Raw genomic sequence first — 17,128 nt, 5'->3', positions numbered from 1 at the left:
GCCGGCGGCTCAGATACGGGATAGCGCCTGCTCGAAGTCGTGCCACAGGTCATCCGGGTGTTCCAATCCCACCGAGACCCGGACGGTGCCCTCGCCGATGTCTGCGGCCTGCAGGGCGGCAGTGTCGAGCTCCCGGTGGGAGGTGCTGGCGGGATGCAGGACCAGCGTCTCGACGCCGCCGAGCGAGGGCGCCAGGCAGGCAAGACGAACGGCCGAAAGGAAGGTTCGCCCAGCCCCGCGGCCCCCCGCCAGGTCGAAGGCGAGCACGCCGCCGAAGCCGTCCAGCAGGCGGCGGGCCAGGCCGTGGTCGGGATGGTCGGGGTGTCCCGGCCAATGAACGGCCTTGACGGCGGGATGTACGGCCAGATTGCGGGCGAGGTGGGCCGCGTTGTCGCAGTGGCGCCGCATGCGCAGACCCAGGGTCTGCAGGCCGCGGATGGTGAGCCAGGCCGCGAACGGGTCCGCGGTGGCGCCCAGTTCGACGGCGTTCTTCCAGCAGGCCCGGTACGTGTCCTCGGTGGCGAAGACGGCGACGCCGCCGGTGACGTCGGAGTGGCCGGCCAAGAACTTGGTGCTGGAGTGGACGACCACGTCCGCCCCGTGTTCGATCGGGCGGCAGAGCAGTGGCGAGGCGAAGGAATTGTCCACCACGGTGACCAGGCCCGCATCGCGCCCAGCGCCCAGCAGAGCCGGCAGATCGGCGAGCCGGGTGGTGGGGTTGGCGATCGTCTCCAGGTACAGCAGCCGCGTGGTGGGACGGACATGGGCCCGCACCTCCTCGGCGTCGGTACCTGAGACGTACGTTACGTCGATGCCGAAGCGCGTGCTCAGCTCAGACAGCAGGGAGTACGTGCCGCCGTATAGGCAGCGTTGGGCGATGACATGGTCGCCGGTGCTCAGCAGCGACAGCAGGACGGCGCTGATCGCCCCCATCCCGGAGGCCGTTGCCAACGCGGCCCGCCCGCCTTCGAGGTCGGCTATGGCGCCTTCCAGAGCACGCACCGTGGGGTTGCCGCGTCGGCTGTAGACGAATGCCCCGTCGGGGCGGCTCATCGCCTCGGCGAAGGCATCGGGGTCGTCGAAGGCGAACGTGGAACTCTGGTAGATCGGCACGCTCAGCGGGCGGCACCCCTGGAGCGGCGGAGCGGCGATGTGCACCGCCCGTGTCTCCGGGTGCGGTAAGTCCTGGTCGCCCATGGTCTCCTCCCGGGTCTTGATGCGCGTGGGCCTCATGGATCCATTTTCCGTACGTGGCGGAACAGAACAACTCATATGCTGATACTTTGCCATATCGCAAGAAACCACCGTCTTCTGAGGTGAATGGTCGTCAAATTCGCGGGTGAAGACCTGAGTCGAGGAGGAGACATGCGCAAGACGTCCGTACTCAAGGACGCACAGGTGGAGTGTGCGCTGGTGGTGGCCGCGCACCCGGACGACGTGGACTTCTTGGCCTCCGGAACCATCGCGCGCTGGACGGCGGGTGGGATGCGCGTGGTGTACTGCATCGTCACCAACGGCGACGCGGGTGGGTTCGACCCGGACAGGGAACGCGCGGAGGTGCCTGTCCTGCGCCGCGAGGAGCAGTTGGCCGCGGCCAAGGTGGTTGGCGTCGACGATGTGCGCTTCCTCGGCTACGTGGATGGCTCGGTGGAGGTCACCACGGGACTGCGGTGCGATCTCAGCCGGGCCATCCGGCAGATACGGCCGCGCCGCGTGGTGATGCACAGCCCGGAGATCAACTGGCCTTGGCTGCCGGACTTCCATCCGGACCACCGTGCCACCGGAGAGGCGACTCTTCGGGCGGTCTATCCCGACGCCCGCAACGCCTTCGCCCACCCGCAGCTGCTGCGGAACGAAGGGCTGGCGCCCTGGACGGTCGAGGAGATATGGATGGTGGGCGCTCCGCGGCCGAACCACTACGTGGACGTCACCGGACAATTTCAGCTGAAGATGCAGGCGCTTCGCGCACACGTCTCGCAGACCGCCCATGCGGAAGACCTGGAGGGTACGGTGCGTGAGCGCTTGGCCCGACAGGCTGATGAGGCGGGCCGACCGGGCCTGGCCGAAGCCTTCCACGTGGTCACCACCGCCTAACTGCACGTATGGGCGGGTGGACAAGGTAGCCGCGGGCGCACGTGGTCATCCGTCCTCTCCTCGCTCATCGGTCCGCCTGACGCGGCACTACCATACCCCCGTAGGGTAAGAAGACAAGGGCTGCAGCCGGTGCCCGGCTCGAGCAGCCGAGCGCGCTGGCACAGGATGCGGCACTCGCTCTGCTGGTCATCAGGTCCGCCTCGTCACGAAAGGCGTCTCATGAGGCTCTTCAACACGGCCACGAAGGCGTATACAAACTTCGAGTTCAGCAACAAGGCTCTCGTGTACGTCTGTGGAATCACACCGTACGACTCGGCGCACCTCGGCCATGCGTTCACCTTCCTCACGTATGACCTTCTCCAGCGGCGGCTCCAGGACACAGGTGTCGCTGTGCGGATGGTCCGCAACATCACCGACGTCGACGAGCCGATCTATGTGAAAGCTCGTGAGCTCGATATGCACTACTTGGATCTCGCCGAGAGCGAGACCACCGCATTCCAGCGCATGATGCGCGCCATCAATGTCCAGGCTCCTGATGCGGAACCTCGATGCAGCGAGCACATCGACCTGATTGCCGGAATGGTCGAGGAGTTGATGAACAGGGGGTATGGGTACGAGATGGAAGGCGACATCTACTTCGACACCGCCCGCGTACCGGAGTTCGGCCTGGTCAGCGGCTACAGCCGACACGTGATGACCGAGTTCGCAAAGCGGCGCGGCGGCGATCCGGAACGTGTCGGCAAGCGCAACCCGCTCGACTTCCTGCTCTGGCGGTCGATCGCCGACAAATCCGATCCCGCGGCATGGGACACCGTGGTGGGCTACGGCAGGCCGGGATGGCATATTGAGTGCACTGCGATGTCGTTCGCCCATCTCGGGCCGAACATCGATATCCACGGTGGCGGTGCCGACCTCATCTTCCCGCACCACGAATGCGAAAACGCGCAGAGCGCAGGGCTTGATGAAGGACCGTCCGTACGGCACTGGATGCACACTGCGCCCATGCTGCTGGGTGGCGAGAAAATGTCCAAGTCAATCGGCAACTTGGTCTTCTTGCGCGATCTCGTCGAACGCGCTGACCCGGCAGCGGTCAGGATCGCCCTCATGGCCTATCACTACCGGACGGGTGGTGAGTGGCGCGATGATGCTCTGCAGGGCGCCGGCGGTCTGCTGGAAAGGATCAAGCACGCACTGAAACAGTCCAACGGCGCGGACCCCCGCCCTTTCCTGGCGCGCATCCGGGCAGCCCTGGACAATGATCTCGACGCCCCTGAAGCAGTCCGCGTACTCATGGAATTGACCCAGACGCTGCTCGTCGGCGGCAGCTCCGCAGACGCGGCGGCCGGCCTCGCCGAGGCGCTTGATCTGCTGGGGGTCGACGTGGCCGAATGACATCACCAGCAGGGTGAGTGCGGCCTCTCGTCGGCGGCCACGCTCACCTGCTGCGACCGGGGCAGTGGCCGGAAAGCGTGATGCGTAGTTTCAGGCACAGCCCCAACACGTTCCGCAGGAGCTCCACTTCCGTTGAGCCGCGTCCACAGAGAGCTGCACAAGTGCGGCCGGACATGCTTCCGTTGACTTCCTTGGTGAGTGACATCATCCTTCGACTATACCCCGCCCGGGTATGTCGAAGGATGGCCGCGAACTCCGCCGGTGTCGGGGACGACGGGCGTTCGCCGCGGGGGTGGATGTGCCCCGCGCCCGCTTCTTCGGCCACGAGCTGCAGGGCACTACCCGCTACCTACCGGATGTCGCCGCATCTTCACCGAGCCTGTGGCTGATCTGCTGCGGTATCCGCGCCGCGCTACAGGTTCTGTTCCTAGGCGCTCGGCGTCGGGCCATTCCAGTTCGCCGATGGGCAGCACCTGAGCCCTAGTGTCGATCGGCGGTGCCAGCAGCGGACCCGTGGGGTCGTAGCTGGCGCTTATAACACGGGATCGCCGGTTGGCCAAACCAGCGGTTCTCCTCATCATTGTCTGCGTTCGGCGATGGATCTCGCGGTCCTCTTGTTTATGGCAGGTGCATCTTGGTGCTTCGCCGTTGAGCAGCGTCGCGTTCATGCGGTGCGAGTACGTGCTGTGCGTGCGATGAGGCTTGTCGGCAGGGGATGGTGCGATGGCGGTCTGGGGACCAGGTCTGGGGACCAATGCCCGGTACAGCCATCGCTCTAACGGCGTCGGTAGAGACGAAGAGCATGCGATTGATGAAGCGGCACCCTTCGATGGTTTGGCGGACGTTCTGGTTTCTGGAAGGAGTGCGGCGTTGCTGGGTTCTAGTCTTCGAGGAGGAAAGGTGGGGGGACTTGTGGGAGACAAGCTGTCGATGGCTGACGTTCCGCTCGGGCCGTATGCGGGCTCGTTGATCACGGTGCATTCGGCCAAGGGCACGGCTGCGAATCTGCATGCTTCCAAGCGGTGCGGACAACTGCGCACGTCCGACGTGAGAACTGTCGATGTGCCGCTGGAAACAGAGGCGCTGAGTCGGTTGTGCTCGCGATGTGCTGCATGGGGTGCCTGGGGTCGGTCGACTACCGGGCTGGGCATGTTCCTGCGAGCACTCGGCGGGATGGGCCTCTTGTACCAGCTGCAGTCCTACACGGAGCCGGATGAGGACGAATGCTGGACCGACGACGAGGCACGGGACGCTGCCGCGCTTCTTCGTGCTGAACGGGATATTGCCGGGGATGACGACGAGGACGTGGAAGGTGACACTTCGCTGGAGGAAGCACGTGAGGACGCCGAGCGTCTGCGGGACCTGATCTTCACCCACTGGCGTGGCGCGGGACGCAGCCTGAACCAGATACAGGCCGTCCTCACGCACTTCCCCTGGCTGGTGGAGTGGGCGAAGCCTTCGCTGACAGCCAAGATGCGGTATCTGGAGACGCTGCGAGCCCAGGCGGCGCGGTTTGTGGACCTGGAGGAGCTTCTCGTAGCTGCTGCCGCAACAACCCTTTCTATGCCCGAGCTTCCGCGTGCCGACTCGGCCTTCGCGGTGCTCGGCAGCAGTCGGGTATCCACGGCGCTTGTGGACCTGTGGCGGCGGTGGCAGAGCGCGGCCGGACGCCTCTGGGAAGGGCCAGGGGCACGCTCCTACCTCTCGTACGAGATCGTGCGAGACATCCGCAGCAACCGGAAGAGCTACGACGCGGCCCGAGCCAAGGCCGCGCACCTCATCGAGTCGTGGGAGGGACAAGCCCGGGCGGCAGTAGCGTCGGCGCACCGGGCTCCGACGCGCCGACTGACGGCACACGTGCCAGAAGCCTTCGAAGAGACAGCACGTCACGATGTCTGGGACTTCCTGGACGGACTGGATGCGTGGACGCTCGGCGTTCTGGTCACGTGGACCGTCCGTGCCGACTGGGGGAACCGTGTCCTGATGCTCGAAGTTCCCGGGCTCGTCGCCGAACGGCTGCTCGGCCCGACCAGCGATCTTCCTTGTAGCCCAGCTGGTGAGGCGGCGCATCGGCCCGAGGGCGACGGTGGTCCGGTAACTCAGCCGGGCGTCGTTCGGCCAGGCGTCTTCGACGACACCCCGGTCTTCGACCGACGCCCTGTCACCCTCGATCACATCCGTGCGCTGCGCACCCTCTCGCCCGGTGCCGACCAGCTGTACCTGATCTTCTCGGCGAGCGGGGGAGCGGAAGTCCTGCCGCTCGCCACTATCGAAAGGAGGCTGGCCAAGGGGTGGCTAGGCGTCCTCATCGCAGGAGCGTCCGACCTGCCTGGAAGCCTGATCTGCTCAGAGGAGCCAGGAAGCAGTTCAGAGCCCGGGGCACGCGATGCTCAACGGCCCGGTCCCGGCCAGAGTGCCCAAGATCGGCAGTTCGGTGAAGATCTGGGTCTTGCCGAAGGCGGACGCCGGACTCTCCAACATACGTATGGCACCGAAGATCGGGATATGAACGTGCGCCTGCTTGCCCTGGCGCGCGGTGCGTACGATCTGCGGAGCCTGGACGCTGGCCGATCCGGTGGGCTGCCGGTTGCGGTATGGCACGGCCTACTCACGGAGGATCACCTCGACCTCGTGCCTTTCCTGCAGCCCGGTAGCGACCGGTGGCGAAGCGGCAGCGGCCTTCCGCTGGGTCTCCTCGCCGGAGTCCAGCTCTACACCACCAACGCCGACCCTCGGATCGAGGGCAAGGGCCACTCGCCGCTGTGCCGGCATGCCCACGAACGCGCGGTTGTGGCCAGCGATGACCTCATCACCGTCGCCGACCTCATGGCTCGCACCGACTTCGACTGGTGCAGCAAGTGTGGTGGCTACGCCATACGCAGGCTCACCGGCTCTCAGCTGTCCTACTACCGTGCGGCTCACCGCTTGCACGACATCAGGCGGCGGCTCGACGGCAGAAGCGGAACGCCCGACATCGATACCTCTACGTTGAGCGCACACCTGGAGGAACTTGCGGCCTGGGAGCCGGCTGATGAGGAAGAGTGGTGCAGCAGCGATTCCTGGCAATGGCTTGGTGCCATCCGAGAGCTCAGGCGCAAGGCCGAAAGGTCCCACGCCGTGACGAGCACTGGTGAGCCGGCTTCTTGACTCGGCAGCGGACCACGAATGCGCGCGCCACGACCTGCCCATGGGGACCAGTTGGGGACCGCACGTTGCCCGCGCGCCTTAACGGTACGCACAGCACCGCACGCTGTTCCCCCTGATTTCTGATCGTATGTATAGACAAACGGGACGACCCTCACTCCTGGGGGTCAAGGGGTCGCAGGTTCAAATCCTGTCGTCCCGACCAGCGTTTACGCAGGTCGAGGCCGTATCGGAGCCATCCGATACGGCCTCTCCGGTTTCCCGGGACCAGTTGGCCGTGCCGCTCTCACGCGAACAGCCCGCTGAAGGGGGAGACCGGGCGCTCCCGCCGCTCGCCGTCGACGATGATGTCGACCGCTTCGTTGTAGAAGGCGATCAGGCCCTTGATCTCGCGTACGGCGGGGAGCGGATCGGGGTAGCTCCAGGCCACGTTCGCCGGGGCGTCGCCGGGGCCCGCCCAGGACCAGTACTCCGTCGCCGTGCCCTTGTACGGGCACTGGGTGCGCAGACCGGTGGCGGTCAGCAGGCCGAACCGGATGTCCTCGCGAGGGATGTAGTAGCGGGTCGGCAGCTGCGTCTCGAAGAGGAGCACCGGTGCGCGGGTGTCGGCGACGACCGTGCCGTTGATCTCGACCTGGACGTGCCGGCTGCTGGGGATGGCGTCGACTCGCTTGTGCGGGTCACGCGGGTGCACGAAGATCTCCGCCTCCTCCTCGTACCAGTGGTCGAGGACGTCCCGCCCGAACCACTCGAAGGAGATGTACCCGGCGAGCTCGTCGCCGGGGTAGGACCACGCCGCGTTCCTGGTCGCCTCGCCGTCGATCTCCAGGTCGTAGAAGACCGTCGATCCCGCGTGACGTCCGCTCGCGGGTTCCGCGGCCTTCCGCAGCAGATCCGTGCGGACGTCCTGCTCGGGGAAGGCGTAGAGCGGCACTGGGCGGCCGGGCTCCCAGACCAGGATCGGGCGGCGGCTGTCGACGAGATCAATGATCCTCCGGGGCCGGGCGGTCAGCTCGCCGTCGGGCTGTCCGTCGTCTGCGCCGTCGGCCGGTGGCCGGGCCACGCGTTCAGCGCGGTCGCCAACTGGGCGCGCGAACGGACATCCAGCTTCTGGTAGATGCGGGTGAGGCGGGCCTCGACCGTCTTCACACTGAGATACAGCTTCGCCGCAGCCTCCTGGTTGCTGGCCCCCTGGCGGACCAGCAGCGCAAGGCGCAGCTCCGCGTCCGTGAGGGAGGACGGGGCGCCGCCGCGGTCCGGGGCGGGTTCGGTCGTGCGGGACGGCGTCTCCGTCGCCAGAGCCAGCCACGGGGAAGCCCCCGCCCGATCGAAGACCGCGGCCGCGGCCTGCAGCGCGTTCTGCGCGGCCGACCGTCGGCGGCGGCGGCGCTCGACCCGGGCGAGTGCGATCAGCGTCCGGCCGCGATCCAGCGGCAGACCGGCCGCGGCGAAGCGCTCGGCCGTCTCTGTCAGCAGCCGCGTCGCCTCCTCGAGCTTCCCGTTCGCCGCCAGATACAGCGCGTACGCCCGGTCGCAGCCGAGCAGCACCGTGGCGCGGCCGAGGCGTTCGGCGACCGGCCGCACATCGGCGAGCAGGGCCGCGGCCTCCTCCGGGGCGTCGTTCGCCAGCAGCGCCTCGGCCAGTTCCTCGTGCCAGCGCAGCATGGACGGGTCGACAGTCGACTGGGCGCGTTCGCCGGCCTGCACCCGGCGCAGGGTGTCCAGGGCGTTGGCCACATCCCCGGCGACGAGCTGGACCCGGCCGAGTGCGTAGAGACTGCGGGAGAGGAAGACATGGTCGCCCTCCTCCTCGGATGCCTGGGTGCTGCGCCGGGCGTAGCTCGCGGCGCGTGCGAAGCTGCCGCCCGCGGTCTCGGCGAGAGCCAGCGCGTACCAGGCGGGCCCTGGCGAGAGGCCGGCCTCCAGCGTGAGGGCGAGCGACCGTCCGGCGTGTGAGAGCGCCGCCGCGCACTGCCCCTGCCTGGCCTCGACCTCCGCGAGCGTACGGAACAGCTCGATGGCGTCCTCGACCGGGCCTCGCCGCTCGACCAGCGGCAGCAGTGCGTTCAACTGGTCGCGGGCGTCGGTGAGCCGGTCGTCGAACAGGGCATGGCGGATCGTCAGTATCTGGGCCGCGTTACGGATGCCGAGCGGGCGCTCGAACACTTCGAGTGCCCGCGCCTCGGCGAGGATCCGCTCCGCGTCCGGCGAGCCGAGGACCCGGTCCATGCGCGCCTGTACGGTCAGCGCCCTGGCCGCCGTCTTCCGGTCGCCCACCGAGCCGGCGAGCGTGGCGGATTCGACGGCGGCGGCCCGGGACCGTGCGGGATCGCCGTCGGCCAGCACGTACTTCACCGCCAGCCGGAGCTGGACGGCTGCCCGCAGCGCCGTGTCGCCCTCCGAGTCCTCCATCGCGTGTACGTAGATCTCGTCGAGGTCGCTCAGTCCCTGCCCTGCCGTGTCCAGCACCGCGAGCCGCGCTCGGACCCGGTCGGCCGGTGCGGCGTCGCGGGCGAGGAGATCGGTCGCGGCGCGCATCGCCAGGTCCGCGCGGGCGGCGCGGGCGGCTTCCTCGGCGGCGTCGACGAGCCGGGTGAGGCGCTGCGCGCTGTGCTGCATGGGCGTGGACTCGGCGGCGAGCAGGGCGAGTTCGGCGGCCAGCGCGCTGTTGCCGCGGCGTCGCGCGGTGTCGGCGGCCACGGCGACCTCCGCGGCCAGCAGCTCGTCGGGAACGTCCGTGGCCAGCGCCCGGTGACGTACGGCCTCGACGGGATCGTCCACGACCCGGGCGAGCGCCGCGTGACCGTCGCTGCGCTCCGTCCAGCAGGCGTCGTGCACCAGCGTGGAGGGCAGCACACCTGCGGTGAACGCGACCGTCCCGTCGCCCGTGAGGGAGATCAGATTCGCCCGCTCGGCGGCGGTGAGGTCGGCCTCGGCGGTGCGGCGGCCCGCGCGGCGGATCAGCGACGCCGTCGGGCGCAGCGCCAGCGCGGCCAGCAGGAGCGTGCCGCGGACGGCGGGGGACGCGGCGCCGAGCAGCTGGCGGGCGAGATCGCGGGCGCGCCCGGAGAGGGACAGCGCCTCGGCATGATGCACGGGCGTCCGCGCGTCGGCGAGGGACCGGCCGACGGCGAGCGCGAGCCGCGGATTGCCGCCGCTCGCCTTGTGGATGCGGCCGGCCATCCGGGACGGCAGCCGGTGGTGGATGAGGAGTTCGGCGATCTCGTCGGCGTGCAGCGGCGGCACGAACAGGACATCGGCCTCGGACGGCACCCACAGCGGCTCGGGTCCGGCCGCGTCCCGCTGGGGCTTGCCGGTACGGGGTGTGTCGGGGCCGTACGCCGCCGGGGTCTCGACGGCAACGGCCCGCAGCGCGGAGGGGGCCAGATGCAGAGCGAAACGCAGCAGGTCGGCGCTGTCGGCGTCGATGCGCTGGACGCCGTCGACGACGAGCAGGACGGGTCCGCGCGCGGCGAGGGTCCGCAGGATCTGGGCGAGGGCCAGCCGCAGCGCGATCGGGTCCCAGCCGTCCTCGGGGATCGGCGCCTCGCGGCACAGCATGGCGACGGAGGTCCGCTGCGGACCGGGCAGCCCTTCGAGAATGTCGAACCCGCCCTGAGCTCCGCCACCGCCCGGACCGGCGGGAGTTCCCGGGCCACCGTGGCCCCCCGGCACGGGCCAGGACACGCTCGCCGACACGGACGCGACGAGGGCCGCGGCGGCAGCGCCGGGTATGTCCCGGTCGGTGGGGAGCGTGGCGAGCCAGAGCACCCTCTCGCCGCGGGACTCGGCGCGCGCGGCGACGGCCAGCGCGACCTCCGTCTTGCCGACCCCGGCAGGGCCGGTGAGCAGGGCGCGCCCACGGGTGTGCAGGACGCTTTCCAGCCGCGCGAGGAGATCCCCTCGCCCGACCGTCGCGGGGCGGTACGCCGCCGTTGTCACGTGCCCACCACCCCCTTCCGGACACGTCCGGGCCCCCTGCCCTGGGAGCAGAGCATACGAATCCGGCCGCCGCAGTCCAGGCCTTGAGTCCGGCATGCGGACGCACGAGGCCGGACAGGCGGCAGGGCGCGCCCTCGGCAGTATGCCGCGGACGCGCCCCTGACCAGCGATTACGCAGTTGTGCGGGGTGCTATTAGAAGGTGAGGCTCCAGTTGTCGATGTAGCCGGTGTCACCCGATGCCACATCGCGGACCTGGAGCTTCCAGGTGCCAGTGGCGACCTCGCTGGACGCGTCCACGGTGTACGTCGCGAGGACGTTGTCCGCGCTGTCCGAGCCGGAGGAGGCCTTGAGGTTGCGCACCGTCCCGTCCGGGGCGATCAGATCGATGACCAGGTCGCCGCGCCAGGTGTGCTTGATGTCCACGTCGACCTTGAGGGCGGCGGGGGCGTTGCCGGTGCGGCCGGTGACAGCGATCGAGGAGGTCACGGTCGAGAGGTCCGAGATCGTCACGTCCGTCGCGTTGCTGAACGTCGTGCCGCCGGGGGTGCCGGTGACGGCGTTCACGGTCTTCGTGGCATCGGCGATGCCGGCGCCGCAGCCGCCGGTGCAGGTGCCCGGCAGCGGCCTGGCGTTGCTCTTGATCGCGGCCTCGATCTCGGCCGGGGTCAGAGTGCTCTTGGCCGACTTGAGCAGCGCGGCGAGCCCGGCGATGTGCGGGGCGGCCATCGAAGTGCCCTGGTAGGGCTTGTAGTTCTCCGTCGACTGGGTCGTGGCACCGGAGTTCAGTGTGGAGAGGATGCCGTTCTCGGGGGTGGTGATGGTGCCGGGCGTGTCGGTGGCGCGGCGGGTCTCACCGCCGGGCGCGGCGACGTCGACGATGCTGCCGAAGTTCGAGTAGAACGAACGGTTGCCCTCACGGCTGGTGGACGCCACGTTGATGATGCCCGCGCAGTTGGCGGGCGTGAAGCCGGAGGCGTTCGCGTTGCTGTTGCCGGCCGCGACGACGACGGTGGTGCCGCGCGACACCGCGCCGTTGATGGCGTTCTGGTAGACGCTCGGGCAGGTGGAACTGGCGCCGCCGAGGCTCATGTTGATGACCTTGGCCGGGTTCGGGTTCGCGGGGATGCCCGGGACGGTGCCGCCGGACGCCCAGGTGATGGCGTCGGCGATGTCGGCCGACGAGCCGCCGCACTTGCCGAGCACCCGGACCGGCTGGATCTTCGCGTTGTACGCGATGCCCGCAACGCCCTTGCTGTTGCCGGCCGTTGCGGCGATGGTGCCCGCGACATGCGTGCCGTGCCAGGAGGAGTTGCTCGCCTTGGAACCGGTGCCGCACTCGCCGTCGGTGGCGTTCCAGTCGCCCTCGTCCTTGGCTTCGCTGTCACGGCCGTTGCCGTCGCGGGCGTCCGCGGAGGTGGAGATGAAGTCGTAGCCGGATACGACGCCCGCGGCCAGGTCCGTGTGGGCGGCGTAGCCGGTGTCGATGACGGCGACGGTGACGCCGCTGCCGGTGGTCTTGTCCCAGGCGCCGGGCACGTTCATGCCGCCGGTGGCCTCGAACAGGTCCCACTGCTTGGCGTACTCGGTGTCGTTCGGGGTGACCGCCATCGCGTAGGCGCGGATGTCGGGCTCCACGGACGCGACGGAGGGGTCGGCCCGGAAGGCGTCCATGACCTCGGTGAGGTCCTTCTTGGACGCGTCGCCGCCCAGGTCGACCAGGGCGGCGCCACCGGCGAGCCGGCGTTCGAACGACAGGCTCTCGCCGGTCTCGGCGCCCTTGGCCGTCGCGTCGCCGGCGGCGGCCTTGTTGGAACTGGCCTCGGCAGCCTTGGACTTGTAGGTGACGATGACCTTCTCGACCGGCGCGGTCGGGAGTGCGGTCATCGACTGCGAAGCCGGAGCGGGCTTCGGCGAGGGATTCTGCGGGGTGGCGGCGAGTGCCACGGAAGACGTGGCGGCGACTGCGGCGATCGTGGCGCTGGCGGCCACGACGGATATGAGTCTCCGTCTGGAACCGTTCAAGGTGTTCCCTTTCCACTGACGGTGCGGAGCGCGGGCGGCGGCGCGGGAACCGCGGTTCGCTGTGGGGGTGCGATCCGCGGTTCCCTGGGTTGGGTCGCCCGTGCGCCGCCGCCGGCGCGACGGCCCCTGGTCAAGGGCCGTCACCGACAGAACCCATGATTTACATGCACCTGACATTAAAGAGTCAGAGGATGGGATCCGCCGGTGCGGCAGACAGTAGGGAACGCCGAGATGAACCCGATACGGGGAAAACCCTTGTCACCCCCGTGCGGGCTCCCGGTAGGGGCCGGGGTGCGCGAGCAGCGGGTGGCGGCGCGGGGCCGGGGAACTGGCGGACCGTCGGGCCAATTGGGTTGAAACGGGCGTAGTTGGTGCGCTCTCGTGTGCGGCAGGGTGTCGCGGCGCGCGGAACGGCGGATGTCAGTGGGGGCTGGCATGCTGAAGGCGCCTGACCACATCCGTCATCCACCGCGCGCACTCGCGGGAGGAGAATTGCGATGCTGACCACCACATACGTCCCGGGCGCGCCGAACTGGCTCGACCTGGGAAGCCCCGATCTGGACGAGGCCGCAGCCTTCTACGGAGACCTGTTCGGCTGGGAGTTGCGGACCATGGGACCGGAGGCCGGGGGGTACGGCTTCTTCCAGCTGGAGGGGAAGACCGTCGGCGCGATCGGGCCGCTCACCGAGGAGGGCGCGACCTCCGCGTGGACGCCGTACTTCCTGACCGCCGACGCCGACGCCACCACCAAGGCCGTCGAGCAGGCCGGCGGCACGGTCCGCCTCCAGCCGATGGACGTCTTCACCGAAGGCCGGATGGCGGCGTACACCGACCCGACCGGTGCCGAATTCGCCGTCTGGCAGCCCGGCGACACCAAGGGCCTGGGCGCGGTCACCGATGTGAATACGCTGAGCTGGGTCGAGCTGTACACCACGGACGCGGCCGCCGCGAAGGACTTCTACCGCGCCGTGTTCTCGTGGGACTTCCAGGACATGCCGTTCGCCGGCGTCGACTACACCGTCGTCTCCCCGGCGGGCGGAGGCCAGGACGCCATGCACGGCGGCATCATGCAGCTCCCGCAGGAGAACCTGGACGCGGGTTCCCGCTCGGAGTGGCATCCGTACTTCGAAGTGGCCGACGTGGACGCCACCTTCGCCAAGGCCGCCGAGCGCGGTGCCACCACGCTCATCCCACCGATGGACGCGGAGGGCGTGGGCCGCATTGCGATGTTCCTGGATCCCTTCGGCGCGCCCCTGGCCATTGTGCACAGCGCCCGCTGACTGGCCGACCGCGCCCGCTGACGGGCCGGTCCGGCGGCGCCGCCGTCCTGCGGCTCACTCGCCGGGCGTGCCCAGCCGGGCGGCCCGCAGCGTGAGGTAGTGCCGCTCGGGCAGGCTCGTCGTACGGCTCGCGGCAGCACGGTAGTTCTCCGCGGCGGCCTCCCGGTCACCGGCCATGTCGAGGAGATGGGCGCGTACGACATACAGCCGGTGGTGCCCCGCCAGCCGGCCGTCGCTCTCCAGCTCCTGAAGGATCCGCAGGCCGGCCGCGGGTCCCTGGACCATCGCGGCGGCGACGGCTCGGTTGAGGGAGACGACGGGGCTGGCGGAGAGGCGCTCGAGCACGCCGTACAGAGCGAGGATCTGCGGCCAGTCCGTCTCCTCGACCGTCTTCGCCTCGTCGTGGCAGGCGGCCACCGCTGCCTGCACCTGGTACGGGCCGAGTGGGCCCCTGGGCAGCGCCTCGGTGACGAGCGCGACGCCCTCGGCGATCGCTTCGGCGTCCCACAGGCTGCGGTCCTGCTCGGCGAGGGGGATCAGCTCACCGCCCGGGCCGGACCGCGCCCTGCTCCGGGCGTGGTTGAGCAGCATCAGCGCCAGCAGCCCGGCCACCTCACTGTCCTTGGGCAGCTGCGCATGCAGCGCCCTGGCCAGCCGGATCGCCTCCCGGGACAGCTCGACACGCTGCAACTGCGGGCCGGAGCTGCTCGTGTGCCCCTCGTTGAAGATGAGGTAGAGGACGTGCAGGACGGCGGCGAGGCGGCGCGGCCAGTCCTCTTCGCCCGGCATCCGGAAAGGCACTCCCGAGGACTTGATGCGCTGCTTGGCCCGGCTGATCCGCTGCGCCATCGTGGGGTCAGGCACCATGAAGGCGCTGGCGATCTCGGTCGTGCTGAGCCCGCCGACCGACCGCAGCGTGAGCGCGATCGCCGCAGTCGGCGTCAGAGCCGGATGGCAGCACATGAACAGCAGAGTCAGGGTGTCGTCCTGCTCCACCACGTCATCGCTGTCCGACGACGGCGCCGACTGCCGGTCGGCCGGCTCACGCCGTGCGGCGAGATCCTCGCGGCGCCGCCGGGCCTGCTCGCTGCGCACCTGCTCGGTCATCCGCCGGCTCGCGACCTGGATCAGCCAGCCCCGCGGATTTTGCGGCAGTCCTTCCGCCGGCCACTGCGTCGCCGCCGCCAGCAGCGCCTCCTGCACCGCGTCCTCGGCGGCGTCGAAGTCCCTGAAGCGCCGGGTGAGCACGCCCACGACCTGCGGCGCGAGTTCGCGCAGCAGGTCGGCGGCGGTTTCCTCGGGACCGGCCAGTGCTCGCTACTCCTCAGTCGGCGCCGACATCACCTGGCGTACCTCGATCGGCATGTTCAGAGGGGCTCCGCCGGGGCCGGGAGCCGCCGAGATGGATGCCGCGAGCTCGATCGCCCGCTCGGGGCTGTCACAGTCGACGATCCAGTACCCGGCGAGAAACTCCTTGGTCTCAGGATAGGGGCCCTCGGTGACCACCGGAGCGGCTGATTCGGCTCCGGCCCGCACGATCTTGGCGGTCTCCGGACCGGCCAGACCCTGGCCGTCCACGAACTCCCCGTTGTCCACCAGCTTCTTGTTCGTGTCCAGCATGAACGCGATGTGCGCCTGGATCTCCTCGGGGGTCCAGGTGTCGATCCTCGGGAAGCCCGCGGTCCGCTCGCTGAACTGCATCAGCAGCATGTACTTCATGGTCTGCTCCTTAGCCCTTCGTCGCGCCCTCGTCGGCGCTCTCACGAGTAGGTAGAAGCACGCGTCGCGATTTCGACATCCTGCGCCAAGATTTTTCTGCTCCGGTCAGCAATTCCGGTCACGCGACCCGCTCGGCGAGCCAGAGCGGGTGCGGGTGCGGTGCGGGTGCGGAGGATGCTTCGGCCCCAGGGACCGTACGGTTCACAGCTGCCACGGGTCCGCTCAGGACGCCTCGACGGCCGCCTTGATCCGCCGGCCGAACGCGTCGGCGTCCTTGCGCGCCGCGCTCAGGGCAAGGCCCACGAGCAGCTTGCCGATGCCATGGCCTTCGAGCCTGTTGAAGATGCGGACGCGGGTCTTGCCGTCGGCGGTCGACTCCAGGTCGTATCCACCCTCGTCGGCCGTCACGAGGTTCTTCGAGATCTCCGTCCAGCGGATCTTGGTGGGCGGCACGAACTCGCTGATCCGGAACTGCCGCTTGGTCTTCATCCCGGCGTCCTTGACCGTGCTCTCGAAGACGGTGCCCACCGCCGTCGGGCCCTCCGGCGACTTCGCGATCTCCTGCACCCTGGGGCTGAACTTGGGATCGTTCTTTCCGTCGGCGAGGAAGGCGAAGACCTCCTCGATGGGGCGGTCGATCTCGACCGTTGCCTCGAACTGACCGGCCATGACTCCTCCAGTGATCGCTCGCGCCCGCTGCGGCGTGCGGGCATCATCCCAGACATGTCAGGAGAGTCCGGGCAGACGCGCGAACTGGTCAGGGGTCGTCCTAGCGGCCCAGCGCCGCGCCGCCGTTGATGTGCAGGATCTGGCCCGTCAGATACGCCGCCTCGGGCGACGCGACATGCCGCACCGACGCCGCGATCTGCGCGGGGAGGCCGGGCTTGCCCGTCAGGGACTGTGCCACTCGCGAGGCGATGAACTCCGGCGTGGCCCGGTCGCCGAAGAACTCGGTGTCGGCCACGAATCCGGGCGCGACGGCGTTGACCGTGATGCCCTCCGGGCCGAGCTTCTGGGCCAGGTCGAAGGTGTACGTATTGACCGCGGCCTTCGATCCGCCGTACGAACCCGGGCCCCGCAGTGCCGCGATCGACGACAGATGGATGATCCGGCCACCGGGCCGCCGGACATGGGGGAGGAGCGCCTCCGTGAGCAGGACCGAGGTGAGGACGTTCGCGGCGAAGTTGCGGCGGAAGCCTTCCGCGATGCCTTCGAGCGTTCCGTCGTGCGAGGGTGCGGCATTGCCGCCCGCGTTGGTGACCAGGACGTCGACCGCGTCGCTGCGCTCGGTGATGAACCGCTCCGCGCGGCGGACCTGCTCCGGCTCGGACAGATCGGCCGGGCACCAGCTCGCCGTGCCGTCCCCGTGGGTGGCGTTGAGCTTCTCGGCCGCCGCGCGCAGCACCTCTTCGCGCCGGCCGAGCAGCGTGACCCTGTCACCGTCTGAGGCGAACGCCTCGGCCACCGCGAGTCCGATGCCCGTACCGCCTCCCGACACCACGATCTGTCTTGGACCCACAGCCCCGCCCGTTCT

12 protein-coding genes and 1 tRNA gene are annotated in these 17,128 nt (G+C 69.3%); 5 read left to right on the top strand and 8 right to left on the bottom strand.

The window, feature by feature from the left end; translation table 11 throughout:
- Positions 1-9: 9 nt before the first annotated feature.
- Complete coding sequence (locus QFZ67_RS04770; RefSeq protein ID WP_307659830.1) at positions 10-1,233, bottom strand: PLP-dependent aspartate aminotransferase family protein; 1,224 nt, start codon at positions 1,231-1,233, stop codon at positions 10-12.
- Positions 1,234-1,365: 132 nt separating this feature from the next.
- On the opposite strand from QFZ67_RS04770, the gene QFZ67_RS04765 reads away from it, so the two are divergent.
- The 4 genes from QFZ67_RS04765 (at position 1,366) to QFZ67_RS04750 (ending at position 6,835) form a co-directional block, all read left to right on the top strand.
- Entirely contained in the window at positions 1,366-2,094 is a 729-nt protein-coding gene (locus tag QFZ67_RS04765; protein ID WP_307659829.1) for a PIG-L deacetylase family protein, read from the top strand.
- A gap of 219 nt (positions 2,095-2,313) precedes the next feature.
- Positions 2,314-3,486, top strand: coding sequence for a class I tRNA ligase family protein (locus QFZ67_RS04760; protein WP_307659828.1), 1,173 nt, complete (start codon positions 2,314-2,316; stop codon positions 3,484-3,486).
- Between the two features lie 912 nt (positions 3,487-4,398).
- Positions 4,399-6,633: a hypothetical protein gene (locus QFZ67_RS04755; protein WP_307659827.1), complete on the top strand. Its 2,235-nt coding sequence runs from the start codon at positions 4,399-4,401 to the stop codon at positions 6,631-6,633.
- Positions 6,634-6,773: 140 nt separating this feature from the next.
- Positions 6,774-6,835: transfer RNA gene (locus tag QFZ67_RS04750), tRNA-OTHER, on the top strand.
- A gap of 81 nt (positions 6,836-6,916) precedes the next feature.
- Here the strand turns inward: QFZ67_RS04750 and QFZ67_RS04745 are convergent.
- The 3 genes from QFZ67_RS04745 to QFZ67_RS04735 all read right to left on the bottom strand — a co-directional run bounded on the left by QFZ67_RS04745 (position 6,917) and on the right by QFZ67_RS04735 (position 12,562).
- Positions 6,917-7,642: a DUF427 domain-containing protein gene (locus tag QFZ67_RS04745; protein ID WP_307665725.1), complete on the bottom strand. Its 726-nt coding sequence runs from the start codon at positions 7,640-7,642 to the stop codon at positions 6,917-6,919.
- The gene (locus QFZ67_RS04740) at positions 7,639-10,572 is read right to left on the bottom strand and encodes a LuxR family transcriptional regulator (protein WP_307659826.1); all 2,934 of its coding nucleotides are present in this window, start codon (positions 10,570-10,572) and stop codon (positions 7,639-7,641) included. The genes QFZ67_RS04745 and QFZ67_RS04740 overlap by 4 nt, the downstream gene beginning before the upstream one ends.
- 193 nt (positions 10,573-10,765) lie before the next feature.
- Positions 10,766-12,562 carry a S8 family serine peptidase gene (locus QFZ67_RS04735; RefSeq protein ID WP_307659825.1) on the bottom strand — a complete coding sequence of 599 codons (1,797 nt, stop codon included), beginning with the start codon at positions 12,560-12,562 and terminating at the stop codon, positions 10,766-10,768.
- A gap of 530 nt (positions 12,563-13,092) precedes the next feature.
- Between QFZ67_RS04735 and QFZ67_RS04730 the strand changes: the two genes are divergently transcribed.
- Complete coding sequence (locus QFZ67_RS04730) at positions 13,093-13,875, top strand: VOC family protein (RefSeq protein ID WP_307659824.1); 783 nt, start codon at positions 13,093-13,095, stop codon at positions 13,873-13,875.
- 54 nt (positions 13,876-13,929) lie between these two features.
- Here QFZ67_RS04730 and QFZ67_RS04725 read toward each other — a convergent pair whose 3' ends face one another.
- From QFZ67_RS04725 to QFZ67_RS04710, 4 genes are all read right to left on the bottom strand, one after another.
- Positions 13,930-15,186 (bottom strand): RNA polymerase sigma factor, encoded by a 1,257-nt coding sequence (locus QFZ67_RS04725; protein WP_307665724.1) that lies wholly within the window; start codon positions 15,184-15,186, stop codon positions 13,930-13,932.
- 6 nt (positions 15,187-15,192) lie between these two features.
- The gene (locus tag QFZ67_RS04720) at positions 15,193-15,594 is read right to left on the bottom strand and encodes a YciI family protein (protein ID WP_307659823.1); all 402 of its coding nucleotides are present in this window, start codon (positions 15,592-15,594) and stop codon (positions 15,193-15,195) included.
- Positions 15,595-15,816: 222 nt separating this feature from the next.
- Positions 15,817-16,263 carry an SRPBCC family protein gene (locus tag QFZ67_RS04715; RefSeq protein ID WP_307659822.1) on the bottom strand — a complete coding sequence of 149 codons (447 nt, stop codon included), beginning with the start codon at positions 16,261-16,263 and terminating at the stop codon, positions 15,817-15,819.
- 100 nt (positions 16,264-16,363) lie between these two features.
- Positions 16,364-17,113: an SDR family NAD(P)-dependent oxidoreductase gene (locus tag QFZ67_RS04710; RefSeq protein ID WP_307659821.1), complete on the bottom strand. Its 750-nt coding sequence runs from the start codon at positions 17,111-17,113 to the stop codon at positions 16,364-16,366.
- Between the last annotated feature and the right edge of the window lie 15 nt (positions 17,114-17,128).

The sequence above is a fragment of the Streptomyces sp. V1I1 genome, assembly GCF_030817355.1.
In the GTDB taxonomy this organism is placed as follows: domain Bacteria; phylum Actinomycetota; class Actinomycetes; order Streptomycetales; family Streptomycetaceae; genus Streptomyces.
The sequence above is the reverse complement of the archived record's forward strand: the minus strand, read 5'-3'. Positions and strand labels throughout refer to the sequence as shown.